Origin of the sequence: Parahaliea mediterranea, assembly GCF_017255185.1 — a bacterium.
Lineage (GTDB): Bacteria > Pseudomonadota > Gammaproteobacteria > Pseudomonadales > Halieaceae > JAFKCZ01.
Genome location: NZ_JAFKCZ010000009.1, coordinates 219,398 through 235,875, shown reverse-complemented (window position 1 = coordinate 235,875; position 16,478 = coordinate 219,398). Strand labels below are relative to the sequence as shown.

The window sequence follows — 16,478 nt, the reverse complement described above, 5'->3', positions numbered from 1 at the left end:
CGACTGTCACACGCCCCCTCTTGGATTAAGAAAGCGATAGCATAAACCACTGCATAAGGCGTTACCTTACGCGATCCCGGCCCGGTGGTATCGCTATTTACGGCTTGCTATGGGTCTATGTAAGGGCTTACATATGGATTGACTGCCGCCGGCAAGAAAAAGCCTCAAGCAAAGCAATTGCCTTGGGCTTGGTAGGCAGCGGGTCGGGGAAGACAAAAAAAACGGGGTCCCATGTGGGACCCCGTTTCTTTATGGCGGTGGGCCAGGGATTCGAACCCCGGGAGGGTTTCCCCTCAACGGTTTTCAAGACCGCCGCTTTCGACCACTCAGCCAGCCCACCGAAAAACCGTATTGTCTGTGTTCGCGCTGGGGCAGTTGCTGGCCAGCGCGAAGAAGGCGAGATTATACAGGCCTGTTAAGCGGACACAAGGGTTGTTGGCCACTTGTGTCCACAAAACCTGCTCGGGGCTCAGGACTGCCCGGAAGCCTCGGCCAAGTCTCCCTCACCGCCGTTGCCATTTTCCCCGGGCAGGGGGCCGCGGGGGTCGTTGCTGGCGCGCGGAGCGACGCGACCGCTGGGTTGTACCGGCGGCGCCACCTCGGCGTTGAACAGCACCGGGTGGGCGGTGGTGATGTGCACCTCGGCCACCGGTTGCGGCGCAATGCGCGGGTCGTTGCTGGCGCGGCCGTCGGCGGTCAGGCCGGCGGGGGGCGCTGCGGGCTCGCCAGCCTCAGCCGGTTCGGCGCTTGCAGCCGCGGCGGGCTTTTCTTCCACCGGTGCGGCCGGCTTAGGTGCGGCCGGCTCAGGTGCGGACGGCTCAGGTGTGACCGGCTCCTGTGCGACCGGCTCAGGTGCGGCCGGCACAGGCTCTGCCTGCTCCGCCACTGCGGGCTGTGGCGCGGCTTGCTCCTGTTCGGGAGCCGTTGCCTGCGGCTTGACCGGTTCCGGCGATCGTGCGGGAGCCTCAGCCGCCACGGGCTTCGCGGCTTCTTCTTCGCGGGTTACGGCGTCAGTCGCGGAAGGCGCGGGTTGCTGTCGGGCCGGCTTTTCCGCCGCGGGTCGCTCGCCGCGTTCGCGGGGCTCGGGCTTGGCTTCCGCCACGCGGGTCTCGGCCACCGGCTCAGGCGCCTGCTCGGGACTGGGGGCCTGGGGGGGCTCCGCTTCGGCGGCGTTCACCTGCTCGGTGGGGGCCTGGCCTTCAACCTGGGTCTCGGTGGCCTCGCCCTCTACCGGGCGCGGGCCGCGCCTGCGGCGGCGGCGGGGTTCGCCGCGTTTCTCCGCGGGCCGTTTGCGAGGCTTATCCTGCTGCTGGCCTTCATCGGCCGCGGTTGGCAGGTCCGTTTCGCCAACTGTCGCTTCCTCGACGGGGCGCGCCTCGTCGCGTTCGGGGCGGCGCCGGCGCTGCTGTCGACCACCGTCGCGGTCGCGGTTGTCGTCGCTGCGGCGGCCGTCATTTCGACGCTTCTCGGTTTGCTCCTGCTTATCCTGCGCCGCTTCCTCGCCGCGGATCTGCTGCGGCTGCGACTCGCGGTTATCGCCGCTTCGGCTCCGCTTTTTGCCGCCGCGGCGACGGTTGCGGTTGCGATTGCCGCCCTCGGACTTGTCGCCCTGTTTGCCGTCGCGTTCATCGCTGTCGCCGCGGGCGCGCTTGGCACCGGTTTCACCCTGCTGCCTGGCGGGTTTCCTGGCATCCTTGCTCTCGCTCTCGGGCGCACCGAAGAGCAGGGCCATCAGGCGCGCGAGCAGGCCCTGGGGCGCTTTTTTCTTGCCCTTGTGCTTGCCCTTGCCTTTATGGTCCTTCTTCTTGTGCTGCCGGGGTTTTTCTTCCTCGGCGGGTTTTTCTTTCGCCTCGGGTGCGGGGGCGGTGCGGGGCACGCCCTTGACCAGCGCCTCGGGCTGGGCCGGGGGCACGTTGTGCGCGTCGGACACCAGCTCGGCTTCCGGTACGGTGATGTCGATCTTGTAGCTGGTGGCGTCGCCTTCCACCTCGTCATCGCGCAGGCGCTTGACTTCGAAGTGCGGGGTTTCCAGGTTGGGGTTGGGGATAACCAGGATGCGGGCCTTGGTGACCTGTTCGATCTCGGACAGGGCCTGGCGCTTCTCGTTCAGCAGGTAGGCGGCCACGTCCACTGGCACGATGCCGCGGATCTCGGCGCTGCGCTCCTTGATGGCCTCTTCCTCCAGCAGGCGCAGGATGGACAGGGCCAGCGATTTGGTGTCGCGAATGGTGCCCTGGCCGGTGCAGCGAGGGCAGACGATGGCGCTGGTCTCCCCCAGCGAGGGGCGCAGGCGCTGGCGCGACATCTCCAGCAGGCCGAAGCGCGAGATGCGACCCACCTGTACCCGGGCGCGATCCACCGCGAGAGCGTCGCGCATGCGGTTTTCCACCGCGCGCTGGTTGCGCGCGGCCAGCATGTCGATGAAATCGATGACCACCAGGCCGCCCATGTCGCGCAGGCGCAGCTGGCGGGCGATCTCGTCCGCGGCCTCGAGGTTGGTCTGCAGGGCGGTGTCCTCGATATCGGAGCCCTTGGTGGCGCGGGCGGAGTTGATGTCGATGGACACCAGCGCCTCGGTGGGGTCGATCACGATGGAACCGCCGGAAGGCAGGCGCACTTCGCGCTGGAAGGCGGTCTCGATCTGGCTTTCGATCTGGAAGCGGTTGAACAGGGGAATCTGGTCTTCGTAGCGGCGGATGCGGCTCTTGTACTGGGGCATCACCATGCTGACGAAGTCGGTGGCCTGGGCGTGAGCCTCGGCGGAGTCGATCAGTACCTGGTCCACGTCGTCGCGCAGGTAGTCGCGGATGGCGCGGATGATGACGTTGCTCTCCTGGAACAGGAGCACTGGCGCCCTGGCGTTTTCACTGGCCCCGCTAATGGACTGCCACAGTTGCAGCAGGTAGTTCAGGTCCCACTGCAGTTCCTCGCCGCTGCGGCCCACGGCGGCGGTGCGGGTTATCACGCCCATGCCGTTGGGGATTTCCAGGGTGGACAGGGCCTCGCGCAGCTCGCTGCGCTCGTCGCCCTCGATGCGGCGGGAGATGCCGCCGGCCCGGGGGTTGTTGGGCATCAGCACGATGTAGCGGCCGGCCAGGCTGATAAAGGTGGTCAGGGCGGCGCCCTTGTTGCCGCGCTCTTCCTTGTCGACCTGAACGATGATCTCGGTGCCTTCCTTGATCACGTCCTTGATTTTCATGCGGCCCTCGACGGAGCCGGGGTCGCGGTAAAAGTATTCCCGGGCGATTTCCTTCAGCGGCAGGAAGCCGTGGCGCTCGGCGCCAAAGTCGACAAAAGCCGCTTCCAGGCTGGGTTCGACCCGGGTGATCTTGCCTTTATAAACGTTGGATTTCTTTTGCAGACGGGTACGGTTTTCGATGTCCAGGTCGTAGAGACGTTGGCCGTCGACCAGTGCAACGCGCAACTCTTCTGGTTGAGTTGCATTGATAAGCATTTTTTTCATAGTGCCATTTACCTGTTTCGCACAGGCCTGGCGGGGCGGGAATCAGTTGTACAGCCGGCGAGGGCCGGGCATATGGAGGGCCGAGGTGGCGGGCGGCGGCCGTGGCCGCGGGTGTCCGCCGAAGGCTCTACGCGATACGTTCAGGTGCTTCTGTATCTCCCCGGCGTACTACATAACCCGGGGCGGGCAGCGTCCTTGGGCCTGCGGGCGGGTAGCGCCGCCTCGGCCTTTTTGGTAGTGTCGCGGCACCTGAAATCGCGCGACCCTCGCTGTGGTATTCCGTAAACTGATTCTGTGTCCCGGCAGACGCGCTGCGCGGTTTATGTTGTGTCGCAGCATCGCTATTGCGAGCATGCTTGTCATCGCGGAAGTCGCTGCGACAGCCGTTACAGACGTGTGGGGGTTAACTGACGGAGCCGTGCAGTTTCATCGGCAGGCCCTACCATCGCCAGGCGTCTTTATCGCATTGCCGGTGCCGTTTTGGAGTCGACACGGGCGGCCACACGGCCGGGACTATAGCAGCAAAAGGTAAGTGCTTCAATTCTCAGTGATTTCCAGATATGGCCGAACAAAAACCGTCACCAGCGGGCAGCACCGTACAATTTCTCACCGTGGACCCGGACGACGCCGGCCAGCGGCTGGACAACTACCTGTTGAAAACCCTCAAGGGCGTGCCGAAAACCCGCATCTACCGGGGCTTGCGCAAGGGTGAGTTCCGGGTCAACAAGGGGCGGGTCAAGGCGGATTACCGGTTGCGGCCCGGCGACGTGCTGCGCCTGCCGCCGATCCGCAAGCCCGAGCCCGGAGAGCCGCCGGCCATACCGGGCCACTGGGTGGAGGAGTTGAGCCGCCGGCTGGTGCATGAGGACGAGGGGCTGCTGATCGTCGACAAGCCCTCGGGCCTGGCGGTGCACGGCGGCAGCGGACTCAACTTCGGCCTGATCGAATGCCTGCGGCAGATGCGGCCCCGCGACCGGCGCCTGGAGCTGGTGCACCGCCTGGATCGCGATACCTCGGGGCTGATCATGGTGGCGCGCAAGCCGGCGGTGCTGCGCGAGCTGCACCGACTGTTGCGCGGTGACGGGGTGGACAAGCGCTACCTGGCCCTGGTGGCGGGCAAGTGGCCGCGCAAGCTGTCGCGGGTGGAGGCTGCGCTGGAGAAAAACGTGGTGCGCTCGGGCGAGCGCATGGTGCGGGTGTCCCGGGAGGGCAAGCCATCGGTCACCGAATTTTCGGTGGTGGAACGGTTCGACGGCGCGACCCTGGTGGAAGCCAGGCCGATCACCGGGCGCACCCACCAGATTCGGGTTCACGCCCAGCACGCGGGCTTCCCCCTGCTGGGCGACCCCAAATACAGCGACCCGCGCAGCGAGGAGCTGGCGCGCCGGCTGGAGCTCAAGCGCTTGTTCCTGCACGCCCACGCGCTGGATTTCACGCTGCCCGGCAGCGGCCGTATCGCGGCCCGGGCGGGCCTGGACCAAAACCTAGAAACTATATTAGATAGGCTTCGTAACTAACTGATTATGATTGTTATTTTTGACTGGGATGGCACCCTCTGTGACTCCGTCGACGGCATTGTCCTGGCGATGCGGGCGGCGGCCGCCGAGCTGGATATCCCGCCGCCGGCCGATGCCGCGGTACGCAATATCGTAGGTCTCGGCCTGCCCCAGGCCGTGGGACAGCTGTTTCCGGCCCTGGACGATGGCGAGCGACAGGCGGTGACGGAGGCTTACTCGCGCCTGTATGTGGAGGTCACCGCGGGCCCGGCAACGCTGTTCGAGGGCGCTCGCGACATGCTCGCCGAGCTGCGGGGGCGGGGCTTCGAGTTGGCGGTGGCCACTGGCAAGAGCCGCCGCGGCCTCGGGCGGGTGCTGGGCGGCATCGGCATGGGCGACTACTTCGACAGCACCCGCTGTGCCGACGAGACCGCCTCCAAGCCGGACCCACTGATGCTGGAGCAAATCCTTGCCGAGCGGGGCAAGTCCGTCGCCGAGGCGGTGATGGTGGGGGATAGCGAGTACGACCTGGACATGGCGGCCAGGGCGGGCATGGCCAGCATCGGGGTGAGCTTTGGCGTGCACCCGCCCGGGCGCCTGTCGCGCCACCGGCCGCGGCATATCGTGGATCACCTGTCGGAGTTGCCGGCGCTGCTGGGCGGCGCGCTGGCGAGCGGCGGGTAGCCCGCCTCCTTCAGTAGGGTGGTGAGGGCAATCAACGGCAGGCCCTCCAGGCCCGTGGGGTCGTCGCCGGCGAGGCGCTCGAACAGGGTGATGCCCAGGCTCTCCCACTTGAAGCTCCCGGCGCAATCGTAGGGTTGGTCCCGGCGCAGGTAATCATCGATTTCAAGGTCGCTCAGCTCGCGGAACGCCACCTGGAAGGGGGCGACATGAGTCCCCTCGTAGCGCGGGGCAATGAGCGTGACCGCGGTGTAAAAATGCACCGTGCGGCCGCTGCAGGCGCGCAGCTGGTCGGTGGCGCGCGCGTGGCTGCCCGGCTTGCCGAGGACCTCGCCGTCCAGGGCGGCCACCTGGTCGCTGCCGATCACCGCGGCGCCGGGGTGGCGGGCGGCAATCGCCGCGGCCTTGGCCCGGGCGAGGCGGGCGGCGAGGGCGTCGGGCGGCTCCCCGGGGAGGCCGGCTTCCACGACACCGGGGGGCTCGCAGGTGAAGGCAACTTGCAGGCGCTCAAGCAGGGTTTTGCGGTAGGGCGAGGTCGAGGCTAGGATCAGATTCATGGCGGTGAAGGGGGGCTCCGGGCGAGTTCTGTGAATAAGTTCGGGAACTGACTGTATTTTAAAGATTTTTTTGACAAAGGCCTATTCCGACCCTATGATGCGCGCCTATGTTGACTGAGCCCCTCCCGACGACGCTGGATGTCCGCAAGGCCGCGGCGCGTGGCGTGAGCATCAGTGGGGCGTTAAAACCGCTTGATTTACAGCGTTTCCGGGCCATGTTGGCCGCGGACGACGGGGTAATTCGGGCGCGTTTGACGTTTTCCAGGGACGAGGAAGGTCGCTACCTGGTCACGGTGGAAACAGAGGCCACCGTGAGTGTCACCTGCCAGCGCTGTCTCGAGGCCTTCGAGACGCGGCTGCAAACCGCCAATACCCTGGCGGTGGTGTGGAGTGACGAGCAGGCAAGGCACCTGCCCAAGCACCTGGATCCGCTGATCCTGGCGACGGAGGACTGCGAGCTGTGGCAAGTGGTGGAGGACGAGCTGATACTGGGGCTGCCTTCCTTTAACTACCACGAGCAGAGCGATTGCAACGAATTATTGGTGGGTCTGGCCGCATCCGAGCCCGAGCAGGAGCAGCGTGAGGAAAAGCCCAACCCGTTTGATGTGCTGGCGCAACTCAAGCCCGGCAAGAAACACTAGGAGTTAGTCATGGCTGTTCAGCAGAACAAAAAAACCCGTTCGCGTCGCGGCATGCGTCGTTCACACGATTCCCTGTCCGGTTCCACCCTGACCGTGGACCAGACCTCCGGTGAAACCCGCCGCCGCCACCACGTGAGCGCCGACGGTTTCTACCGCGGCAAGAAAGTCGTGGAAACCGGCAGCGACGAATAAGCCGGCTTTCCCCTGGCGTAGCTGGCTAATTCCAGGCAGCAGGCGTGCAGGAAGCGGCAACCCCCGCCGTTGACCGAATTCGCGGAGGCGACAGCCTCCGCAAGCCTTTCCCCGCGGCGCCAAGCGCTGTCAACATTGCACCGAATCCAGTTTTGATTTTCGCGGTCCGGGCCCGCGAGGCGTCTTCTTGGGCGTCCATCCCGCCGATTCCGGCAGCTGCCCGCGCCGTATCCGCAACCATCGACAGGAACTGATTTTCCATGGCACTAGCAACAACCGCCTTTGTTTTTCCGGGGCAGGGCTCGCAGAAAGTGGGCATGCTCGCCGCCGCCCACGACGCCTATGCCGCCGTGCGCGCGACCTTCGAAGAGGCCTCCGCCGCGCTCGGCTACGATATGTGGGACCTGGTGCAGAATGGCGAGCAGGACGCGCTCAACCTTACCGCCACCACCCAGCCGGTGCTGCTCACCAGCAGCGTTGCCCTGTGGCGCGCCTGGCTGGAGCAGGGCGGCGAAGGCCCCGCGGTGATGGCCGGTCACAGTCTCGGCGAATTCAGCGCCCTGGTCTGCGCCGGCGCCCTCGATTTTGCCGATGCCGTGCGGCTGGTGCGCCAGCGGGGGGAGTTTATGCAAAGCGCGGTGCCGGTGGGCGAGGGCGCCATGGCCGCCATTATCGGCCTGGATGACGACGCCATTGTATCCATCTGCGCCGAGGTGGTGGCTGCGGGGTCCGGTGAAGTGGCGGCGGTCAATTTCAACTCGCCGGGCCAGGTGGTGATCGCCGGCCACACAGCGGCGGTGGACGCCGCGGTGGCCGCACTCAAGGAGGCGGGCGCCAAGCGCGCCATGCCGCTGCCGGTTAGCGCGCCTTTCCATACGGTATTGATGAAGCCCGCGGGGGAGCAGCTGGCGGGGGCCGTCGCCGATATCGCCATCGCCGCGCCCTCGGTGCCGGTGATCCACAATGTACACTGCCAGAGCGAGCAGGACCCGGAGCAAATTCGCGAGCTGCTGGTGCGCCAGATCTACAGCCCGGTGCAGTGGACCGGCTGCGTGCAGGCGATGGTGGAGCGCGGCGTCGACAAGGTGGTGGAGTGCGGCCCGGGCAAGGTGCTGAGCGGCCTCAACCGGCGCATCGACAAATCGCTGTCCAGCTTCTCCCTGGAGGAGCCGGACTCTCTCAAGGCCGCGCGGGATGGCGTGGCCGCTAACGCTTAACACGAGGAGAGCGCAAACGTGAGCGACAGCAAAACAGCCCTGGTCACCGGCGCCAGCCGCGGCATCGGCCGCGCCATCGCCGAGAACCTTGCCGCCGCCGGCTTTACCGTGATCGGTACGGCCACCAGTGACGGCGGCGCCAAGGCCATTGGTGAATACCTGCGGGCCGCCGGCAACGACGGCTGCGGCCTGACCCTGGATGTGGGCAGCGACGACAGCGTCGAGGCGGTGATCAAGGAGGTCAACGAGCGCTTCGGCGCGCCGCTGGTGCTGGTCAACAACGCCGGCATTACCCGCGACAATATTCTGATGCGGATGAAGGCGGACGAGTGGAACGACGTCGTCAACACCAACCTCAACGCCCTGTACCGGGTGAGCAAGGCCTGCCTGCGGGGCATGACCAAGGCCCGCTGGGGGCGCATCGTCAATATCACCTCCGTGGTGGGTTCGATGGGCAATATCGGCCAGAGCAACTATGCTGCCACCAAGGCTGGCGCCGAAGGCTTCTCCCGCGCGCTGGCGCGGGAGCTCGGCTCGCGCGCAATCACAGTCAACAGCGTGGCACCCGGGTTTATCGATACCGATATGACCCGCGAGCTGGGGGATGAGCAGCGCGACGCCATGCTGGGCCAGATCCCCCTCGGCCGCCTCGGCAAGCCGGAGGAGATCGCCGCCCTGGTGGCCTTTCTATGCAGCGACGCCGCGGGCTATATCACCGGTGAAACCCTGCATATCAATGGCGGTATGTATATGGCGTAAGCGCCGCAACCTTTGTAGAATGGGCGCCGCGGCCTCGTGCAATCGGCACGGGGCGCGGCGCGTCAAAAAAAACTTCGTTCCGGCTGGGAAAACAGAGTAAAATGCCCGCTTCAGGCCGGTTCGATGGTTTGATCAAGCACTAAACTCAGGAGTGACCTAATATCATGAGCAGCATTGAAGAGCGCGTTAAGAAGATCGTTGCAGAACAACTTGGCGTTAAAGAAGAAGAAGTCCAGACAGAGGCCTCCTTTGTAGAAGACCTGGGTGCCGATTCCCTGGATACCGTCGAGCTGGTCATGGCGCTGGAAGAAGAATTCGAGACCGAGATTCCCGACGAGGAAGCCGAGAAAATCACCACCGTTAAACTGGCGATTGATTACATCAACGACAATCTCGCCTGATAACTTCCTCTGCGTACCGAAAAGCCGTTTCTATTTAACATAGAGCGGCTTTTTCGCATTCTGGCACCCCCATCCCATCCGCTGTAAGGAGCTTGCGCTGTGAAAGGCAGAAGAGTCGTCGTCACTGGTCTTGGAATGATCAGCCCGGTTGGTCTCACAGTGAAAGAGACCTGGGATAACATTCTGGCGGGCAAGAGTGGCGCCGCAACCATCGAGGCCTTTGACGTCTCCAGCTACACCACCCGTTTCAGTGCCAGTGTCAGGAACTTCGATCCCACGCCCTACATGCCGCCCAAGGACGCGCGCAAGATGGACGTGTTCGTGCAGTTCGGCATGGCCGCCGGTATCCAGGCCTTCGAGGATTCCGGGTTTGAAATCACCGACGCCAATGCCGCCCGGGTGGGTTGCGCCATTGGTTCCGGTATTGGCGGTATCGGCCAGATCGAGAAAAACACCGAAGTGGTGCGTGTCTCGGGGCCGCGCAAGATCTCCCCGTTTTTCGTGCCGGGCTCGATTATCAATATGATCGCCGGCAATCTCTCGGTGAAGTACAACATGCAGGGCCCCAACCTGGCCCTGGTCACCGCCTGCACCACCGGCACGCACAATATCGGCCTCGGCGCCCGGTTGATCGCCCAGGGCGACGCCGACGCCATGCTGGTGGGCGGGGCGGAAATGGCCACCACGCCGGTGGGGCTGGGCGGCTTCGCCGCGGCGCGGGCGCTTTCAACCCGCAACGACGACCCGGAGGCCGCGTCCCGCCCCTGGGACAGGGACCGCGACGGTTTCGTACTGGGTGACGGCGCCGGCGTGATGATGCTCGAGGAATACGAAGCGGCCAAGGCCCGTGGCGCCACCATCTATGCCGAGCTCACCGGCTTCGGCATGAGCGGCGACGCCTACCACATGACCCTGCCGCCGGAGGACGGGCGCGGCGCCGCGGCCTCGATGCGCAACGCCATCGCCGACGCCGCGCTGCCGGTGGAAGAACTCGATTACATCAATGCCCACGGCACCTCCACCAATGCCGGCGACGTGGCCGAGAGCCAGGCCATCCGGACCGTGATGGGGGCCGCCGCGGACCGTGTGGCGGTGAGTTCCACCAAGTCGATGATCGGCCACCTGCTGGGCGCCGCGGGCGCGGTGGAAGCCATCTTCTCGGTGTTGGCCCTGCGCGACCAGGTGGCGCCGCCCACCATCAACCTCGACAACCCGGACGAGGGCTGCGATTTGAACTACGTGCCGCACACCGCCCAGCAGCGCGAAATCCGCAACGTGCTGTCCAATTCCTTTGGCTTCGGCGGTACCAACGGTTCGCTGCTGTTCCGCAGGCCCGACTGATCCAGGGCGGTGACCCCGGCGGAGCTCACCTGGGTCGACGGCGAGCGGGCGCATAGCCTGCCGCTGCCCGACCGCGGCCTCGCCTTCGGCGACGGCCTGTTCGAAACCCTGTTGCTGGTCGATGGCCGCCCGGTGCTGCTTGAGTACCACCGCCAGCGATTGGCGCGCGGCTTGAAGGTTCTGGCTTTTCCCGATGTCGGCCGAGCGCTCGACCATACCCTGCAAAACGTATCCGCGGCGGCCCCGTCGGGGGCCGCGGCCCTGCGTGTCACCCTCACCCGCGGCGGGGGCCCCCGGGGCTATCTGCCGCCGAGCGGGGCGCGGCCGCGGGTGATTGCCCAGCTGGCCCCCCAAACGCGCCCCCTCGATGCCTGGCACGACCCGGCGAAGCTGGGGGTGGCGGCCATTCGCTGGCCCACCCAGCCGCAACTGGCGGGCATCAAGCATCTCAACCGTCTGGAGCAGGTGTTGGCCGCCAAGGAGTATCGCCGCGGCGGCTGGGACGAGGCGCTGATGCTCGACCAGCGCGGCCGTGCGGTATCGGTGGTGGCCGGCAACCTGTTTGCGGTGATCGGCGATCGCCTGCGAACCCCCGCGCTGGACAGTTGCGGTATCGCCGGTACCCGGCGTCGCGCGGTAATGGAGCGCTGGGCGCCGGCGCTCGGCCTGGCGGTGGACGAGGCGGCGCTGTCGCCGGCCGACCTCCAGGCCGCGCGGGAACTCTTCTATTGCAACAGCCTTGTGGGCATCCGGGCGGTCGCGGCGCTGGGGGATGCGCGCTGGCGCGATTTTCCGGTGACGCGGGCGCTGCACGAGCGCTACCTGGCGACACTGGAGGCCCGCGCGTGAGGCGGCTGCTGGTGTTGCTGCTGTTGCTGGCGCTGCTGGCTTCCGGCGCCGCCCTGGAGCTCAAGCGGCGCTGGCAGCAGCCCCTGGCGATTGCCGGCGACGGCCTGCTGTTTCGGGTGGAGCGGGGCGACAGCCTGCGCGCCATCGCGCGCCGGCTGGCGGGGCAGGGGGTGCTCGCCGACCCCGGACTGCTGATCGCCTACGGGCGGCTGACCGGGCGGGACGCCTCCCTGCGCCACGGCGAATACCGGATTCCGCCGGGCACCACCGCGGAAGGTTTGCTGCGGCTGTTGCAGCGCGGCGAGGTGGTGCAGTACCAGGTGACCGTGCCCGAGGGCCTGACCCTGTCGCAGGCCCTGGCCCTGCTCGCCCGGGAGGAGACCCTGGTTCAGCGCCTGGACGGGGCCGGAGACGAGCGCCTGTCCGCGCTCACCGCGGACTATCCCAGCCCGGAGGGGCTGTTCCTGCCCGAGACCTACCACTACGTGCGCGGCGACAGCGACTGGCAGATTCTGCGGCGCGCCTTCGTCGCGATGCAGCGGGTGCTGGACGAAGAGTGGGCGCGACGCGCGGACGGCCTGCCCTTCGAGACGCCCTACGAAGCCCTGGTGCTGGCCTCCATCATCGAGCGTGAAACCGGCGTGCCCGGGGAGCGGGGCGAGATCGCGGGGGTCTTCGTGCGCCGGCTCGAGCGCGGCATGCGCCTGCAGACCGATCCCACGGTGATTTACGGTCTCGGCGACAGTTTTGACGGCAACCTGCGGCGCAGCCACCTGCGGGACGAGAGCAATACCTTCAATACCTACCGCCACGGCGGGCTGCCGCCGACGCCCATCGCCCTGCCGGGACGGGCGGCGATCCACGCGGCCCTCAATCCCGCGCCCGGGGACAGCCTGTTTTTCGTCGCCCGCGGCGACGGCAGCCACGAGTTCAGCGCCACCCTTGAAGCCCACGAGCGCGCTGTGCGTAAATACCAGCTGCGCCGCAGGGAAGATTACCGTTCCAGTCCGGAGAATCCGTAGTGCCAGTTGTTCAGCCCAGGGGGCTCTTCATTACCGTCGAGGGCGGGGAGGGCGTGGGTAAATCCACCAATATCGCCTACCTCCGTGACTACCTGGAAAGCCACGGTGTGGATCTCACCGTGACCCGGGAACCCGGCGGGACCCGCCTGGGCGAGCAGTTGCGCGAGCTGCTGGTGGCGCAGCGCGCGGAGGCGATGGACCCCATGGCCGAACTGCTGATTATTTTTGCCGCCCGGGCCCAGCACCTGAGCGAGGTGATCGAGCCGGCACTGGCGGCAGGGCGCTGGGTGCTCTGCGACCGCTTTACCGACGCCACCTACGCCTACCAGTCGGGCGGGCGGGGGCTCGACGCCGCGCGCGTGCGACGCCTGGAGCAGCTGGTGCAGGGCGATTTGCGGCCTGATTTCACCCTGCTGTTCGACGCGCCCGTGGAGCTGGGCATGGCCCGCGCCCGGGAGCGCGGCGAGCTGGATCGCTTCGAGCGGGAGGAAGTGGCCTTTTTCGAGCGGGTGCGCGGCACCTACCTGCGGCTCGCGCGGGAGAGTAGCGGGCGCTTTCGGCTGATCGACGCCGGCCAGCCCCTGGAGGCCGTGCGCGAGCAATTGCACAGTGTCAGCCGCGAACTGCTGGACTGCTGGGGAGTTCGGCACTAATGGAGCTGAGCGGACTGCCCGCGATTAGCGCGCCACTGCCCTGGCAGGGGGAGGCCTGGTCGCGGTGGCACCAGCAGCTGGAGCAGGGGCGCTTGCCCCACGCCCTGTTGTTGGCCGGTTCCCCGGGCATCGGCAAGGCTCGCCTGGCCCTGGCCCTGGCGCGACTGCTGCTGTGCCACAGGCCCAGTGCGGGCCACAACTGCGGCGAATGTTCAGCCTGCGAGCTCAGCCGCAGCGGCGCCCATGGGGATTTCCGCTGGCTGCAGCCGGAGGGCGAGAGCCGCGTGATCAAGATCGACCAGATACGCCAGGGGGTGGACTTCGCCAACTGGACCGCGGGTTTCGGTCAGCGCAAGGTGCTGGTGATCGCGCCGGCGGACAGCATGAACACCAATGCCGCCAACGCACTGCTCAAGTCCTTGGAGGAGCCGGCCGCCAACACCCATCTGGTGCTGGTCTGCCACCGCCTGCACGGGGTGCCCGCCACCATTCGCTCCCGCTGCCAGCTGCTCAAGCTGCCCCTGCCGCCGGCGGAAGCGGCCCTGCAGTGGCTGGACAGTGTGACCGGGGATCGCCAGGTCAGCGCCGATTTGCTGCAGCTGGCGGAAGGGCGGCCGCTGGCGGCGGAAGCCCTGTACCGGGAGTCCGCGGCGGACGGCGCGCTGGCGCTGCGGGCGGCGCTGGACGCACTGGTGGCGGGGCGCGCGGCGGTGCCGGAATTGCTGCCGCTGCTAGGGGAGCTCAGTGCCGCCGAGTTGCTGGCCATGCTGGCGGCCTACACCGAGGCGCATATCCGCGGCATGGATGCCGGCGCCCTGGCCCGGGAGGGCCGCGACGCCTTTGCCCTGCTGGACGCGCTCCGGCAACAGCAGGCCGCGGTCGCCGGCGGCTCCAACCCCAATCGGCAGCTGTTGTGCGAATCGCTGCTGCTGCGCCTGCGCGAGGGATTGGGAATGGCCCCGGGGCGGTGCTAAGATGCAATCGCACGCCGGGTAACGGAATACGGAGAGCGCAGGGTGAAACAGTATGAATGAGCACGCGCAAGGCGGTCGCAACGGTATTCTCTCGCTGACCATCAAGGACAAGGCCGTGCTGTACTCGGCCTACATGCCGTTCCTGAACAACGGTGGCCTGTTCGTGCCGACCAACAAGACTTACCAGGTGGGCGACGAGGTGTTCATGTTGCTCACCCTGATGGACGAGCCGGAAAAAATCCCCATTGCCGGCAAGGTGGTGTGGGTCACGCCGCGCGGGGCCCAGGGCAACCGCACCGCTGGAATCGGCGTGCAGTTCTCGGAGCAGGACGCCGCGGCCAACGCCAAAATCGAAAACCACCTGGCGGGGTCGCTGGGCTCCGACCGTCCCACCCATACCATGTAGGCGGCGCGCCGGGGCGCGCGGGCCCGTCTTGGGGGCGGCCCCCGAAAAGCTTAAGGAAGATTCTTGAAAAGGCTCGCAACTCTTTGAATTTTAATGTCTAATGATCAAAAAAATGGGTCCCGTTTGGGACCCAATAAGACCATTAGGAGTGAAACATAAAGGAATTGCTTCCCTGAAGGAGCATTGGGTGTGCTCCCTGTGACTGCCCGTTTGAACTAGGGGATAGACAGCCACGCTCTAAGTATCGCTCATGGGTGGCAATTTTCCACAGTTGCGGTTCTGATTTTTAGCTTATTTCGAAATATTGAAATAACGATCAATTATATTCAGATATAAGGAGCGGGAATGTCAGCGCTGCCCATGGAGGCGCCCGGCGGCGATCGGCCCTTCCTGACGGGGGTGGTCGAGGGTTTCTACGGGCGGCCCTGGCGCGACCTCGATCGCCGCGCCTATGCCCGCCTGCTGCCGCGGCTCGGGCTCAACAGCTACCTCTACTGCCCCAAGGCCGACCCCTTCTTGCGCCGGCAGTGGCAGCGTCATTGGCCGCGGCCCCGGTGGCGCGAACTCCTCGGGCTGGCCGCCTGCTTCCGCGGGGCGGGCCTGCACTTCGGGGTCGGCCTGTCGCCCTTTGCCCTCTACCGTCGCTATGGCGATACCGAGCGCCGCCAGTTGCGAGACAAGATACGGCGCCTGCAGGAGCTGCGCGGCGACCTGTTGGCCCTGCTGTTCGACGACATGCCGGGGGACGTTCCCGATCTGGCCGAGCGGCAGGCGGAAATTGTCGCCGATGTGCGGGCCTGGTCGCCGCGGACGCGCCTGCTGATGTGCCCCACCTATTACTCTTGCGACCCGGTGCTGGAGAAGCATTTTGGCGCGATGCCGGCGGACTACTGGAGCAGGCTGGGTCGCCTGCTGCCGGCGGATGTGGACATTTTCTGGACCGGGAACCGGGTGTGCGCGGAGCGCATCTCGACCGCCGACCTGGCGCCGCTGGCGCGCGCCTTCGGGCGGCCCCTGACCCTGTGGGACAACTACCCGGTGAATGACGGCGCCCTGCGCAGCAAGCACCTTTACCTGGAGCCGCTGCCGGGCCGCGAACCGGGACTGCGGAGCCGCCTGGCGGGGCATTTCTGCAACCCCATGAACCAGGCCTGGCTGTCGCTGCCGGCGCTGCGGGGCCTCGCCGAGCTGCACGCCACCGCGCGCCCGCCCGCTGACTGGGAGGCGCGAGAGCTCGGGGCGTCCCTGTGGACGCGCCTGCGGCGCGACGGGGCGTTGTTCCAGCGCGAGGGCCTGGATGGTATCGCGCCGGACAGGCGCCGGGCGCTGGCCGCCGAGTATGCCGACTTGCCCGGCCCCGCGGCCGCGGAGGTGGCGGCTTGGCTGCGCGGCGAGTTCGCCTTCGATCCGGCCTGTCTCACCGATTGAGGCCAGGCGCAAGGCCGCGCGGCGCCTGGCTTTGCGCTGCGCGCGCCGCAGTTGAACGGGGGGGCGCTTTGTGGCAGAATCTGCGCCCTTGTAACTCCGCCCAATCACAGTTTTTTCGGCATTTTAATACCGGGAAATCAATCGCTTAGGGTGTCTTTGTAAGGGCGCCTCTAAATAAGGACCGGCGGGCCGCCCTGGCGCGGCTGGCAGCGGGGCGGCGAGAACATGCGGAAGTGGTGGAATTGGTAGACACGCTAGATTTAGGTTCTAGTGCAGCAATGTGTGGGGGTTCAAGTCCCCCCTTCCGCACCATGTTTTGTATGGGGTATTGAAAACGCCTGTCACAAGGCTTTTCAAGCCGCTTTTTCAAGCCACCTTGCGGCAGGTGTCCGCGAGGC

General features: G+C 66.4%; 16 protein-coding genes and 2 tRNA genes. 15 read left to right on the top strand and 3 right to left on the bottom strand.

Annotated features, from left to right (window positions below):
• Positions 1-252 precede the first annotated feature (252 nt).
• Together JYP50_RS14075 and rne are read right to left on the bottom strand one after the other, a co-directional pair.
• Positions 253-340: transfer RNA gene (locus tag JYP50_RS14075), tRNA-Ser, on the bottom strand.
• Between the two features lie 129 nt (positions 341-469).
• Positions 470-3,463, bottom strand: a complete 2,994-nt coding sequence (rne, locus tag JYP50_RS14070; protein ID WP_206561178.1) for a ribonuclease E — start codon at positions 3,461-3,463, stop codon at positions 470-472.
• A 560-nt stretch (positions 3,464-4,023) separates the two neighbouring features.
• Between rne and rluC the strand changes: the two genes are divergently transcribed.
• Complete coding sequence (gene rluC / locus JYP50_RS14065; RefSeq protein WP_206561177.1) at positions 4,024-4,980, top strand: 23S rRNA pseudouridine(955/2504/2580) synthase RluC; 957 nt, start codon at positions 4,024-4,026, stop codon at positions 4,978-4,980.
• A gap of 6 nt (positions 4,981-4,986) precedes the next feature.
• The gene (locus tag JYP50_RS14060; RefSeq protein ID WP_206561176.1) at positions 4,987-5,643 is read left to right on the top strand and encodes an HAD family hydrolase; all 657 of its coding nucleotides are present in this window, start codon (positions 4,987-4,989) and stop codon (positions 5,641-5,643) included.
• Here the strand turns inward: JYP50_RS14060 and JYP50_RS14055 are convergent.
• Entirely contained in the window at positions 5,589-6,197 is a 609-nt protein-coding gene (locus tag JYP50_RS14055) for a Maf family protein (protein WP_206561175.1), read from the bottom strand. The genes JYP50_RS14060 and JYP50_RS14055 overlap by 55 nt on opposite strands.
• 107 nt (positions 6,198-6,304) lie before the next feature.
• On the opposite strand from JYP50_RS14055, the gene JYP50_RS14050 reads away from it, so the two are divergent.
• From JYP50_RS14050 to JYP50_RS13990, 13 genes are all read left to right on the top strand, one after another.
• A complete protein-coding gene (locus tag JYP50_RS14050) occupies positions 6,305-6,838 on the top strand; it encodes a YceD family protein (protein ID WP_206561174.1) in 534 nt (177 codons plus the stop codon).
• Positions 6,839-6,847: 9 nt separating this feature from the next.
• Positions 6,848-7,030 carry a 50S ribosomal protein L32 gene (gene rpmF, locus JYP50_RS14045; protein ID WP_206561173.1) on the top strand — a complete coding sequence of 61 codons (183 nt, stop codon included), beginning with the start codon at positions 6,848-6,850 and terminating at the stop codon, positions 7,028-7,030.
• Between the two features lie 260 nt (positions 7,031-7,290).
• Positions 7,291-8,247, top strand: a complete 957-nt coding sequence (fabD, locus tag JYP50_RS14040) for an ACP S-malonyltransferase (protein WP_206561172.1) — start codon at positions 7,291-7,293, stop codon at positions 8,245-8,247.
• Between the two features lie 18 nt (positions 8,248-8,265).
• Positions 8,266-9,006: a 3-oxoacyl-ACP reductase FabG gene (gene fabG / locus JYP50_RS14035; protein WP_206561171.1), complete on the top strand. Its 741-nt coding sequence runs from the start codon at positions 8,266-8,268 to the stop codon at positions 9,004-9,006.
• A 164-nt stretch (positions 9,007-9,170) separates the two neighbouring features.
• Entirely contained in the window at positions 9,171-9,407 is a 237-nt protein-coding gene (gene acpP / locus JYP50_RS14030; protein ID WP_116364162.1) for an acyl carrier protein, read from the top strand.
• 99 nt (positions 9,408-9,506) lie between these two features.
• The gene (fabF, locus tag JYP50_RS14025) at positions 9,507-10,748 is read left to right on the top strand and encodes a beta-ketoacyl-ACP synthase II (RefSeq protein ID WP_206561170.1); all 1,242 of its coding nucleotides are present in this window, start codon (positions 9,507-9,509) and stop codon (positions 10,746-10,748) included.
• Positions 10,749-10,757: 9 nt separating this feature from the next.
• Positions 10,758-11,597 (top strand): aminodeoxychorismate lyase, encoded by an 840-nt coding sequence (gene pabC / locus JYP50_RS14020; protein ID WP_206561169.1) that lies wholly within the window; start codon positions 10,758-10,760, stop codon positions 11,595-11,597.
• The gene (mltG, locus tag JYP50_RS14015) at positions 11,594-12,619 is read left to right on the top strand and encodes an endolytic transglycosylase MltG (protein ID WP_206561168.1); all 1,026 of its coding nucleotides are present in this window, start codon (positions 11,594-11,596) and stop codon (positions 12,617-12,619) included. The genes pabC and mltG overlap by 4 nt, the downstream gene beginning before the upstream one ends.
• Positions 12,619-13,272, top strand: coding sequence for a dTMP kinase (gene tmk, locus JYP50_RS14010; protein WP_206561167.1), 654 nt, complete (start codon positions 12,619-12,621; stop codon positions 13,270-13,272). The genes mltG and tmk overlap by 1 nt, the downstream gene beginning before the upstream one ends.
• Positions 13,272-14,246, top strand: coding sequence for a DNA polymerase III subunit delta' (gene holB, locus JYP50_RS14005; RefSeq protein WP_206561166.1), 975 nt, complete (start codon positions 13,272-13,274; stop codon positions 14,244-14,246). The genes tmk and holB overlap by 1 nt, the downstream gene beginning before the upstream one ends.
• 52 nt (positions 14,247-14,298) lie before the next feature.
• Positions 14,299-14,652: a PilZ domain-containing protein gene (locus JYP50_RS14000; protein WP_206561165.1), complete on the top strand. Its 354-nt coding sequence runs from the start codon at positions 14,299-14,301 to the stop codon at positions 14,650-14,652.
• Positions 14,653-14,997: 345 nt separating this feature from the next.
• Positions 14,998-16,080, top strand: coding sequence for a beta-N-acetylglucosaminidase domain-containing protein (locus tag JYP50_RS13995; protein WP_206561164.1), 1,083 nt, complete (start codon positions 14,998-15,000; stop codon positions 16,078-16,080).
• A gap of 227 nt (positions 16,081-16,307) precedes the next feature.
• Positions 16,308-16,392: transfer RNA gene (locus tag JYP50_RS13990), tRNA-Leu, on the top strand.
• Positions 16,393-16,478: the final 86 nt, after the last annotated feature.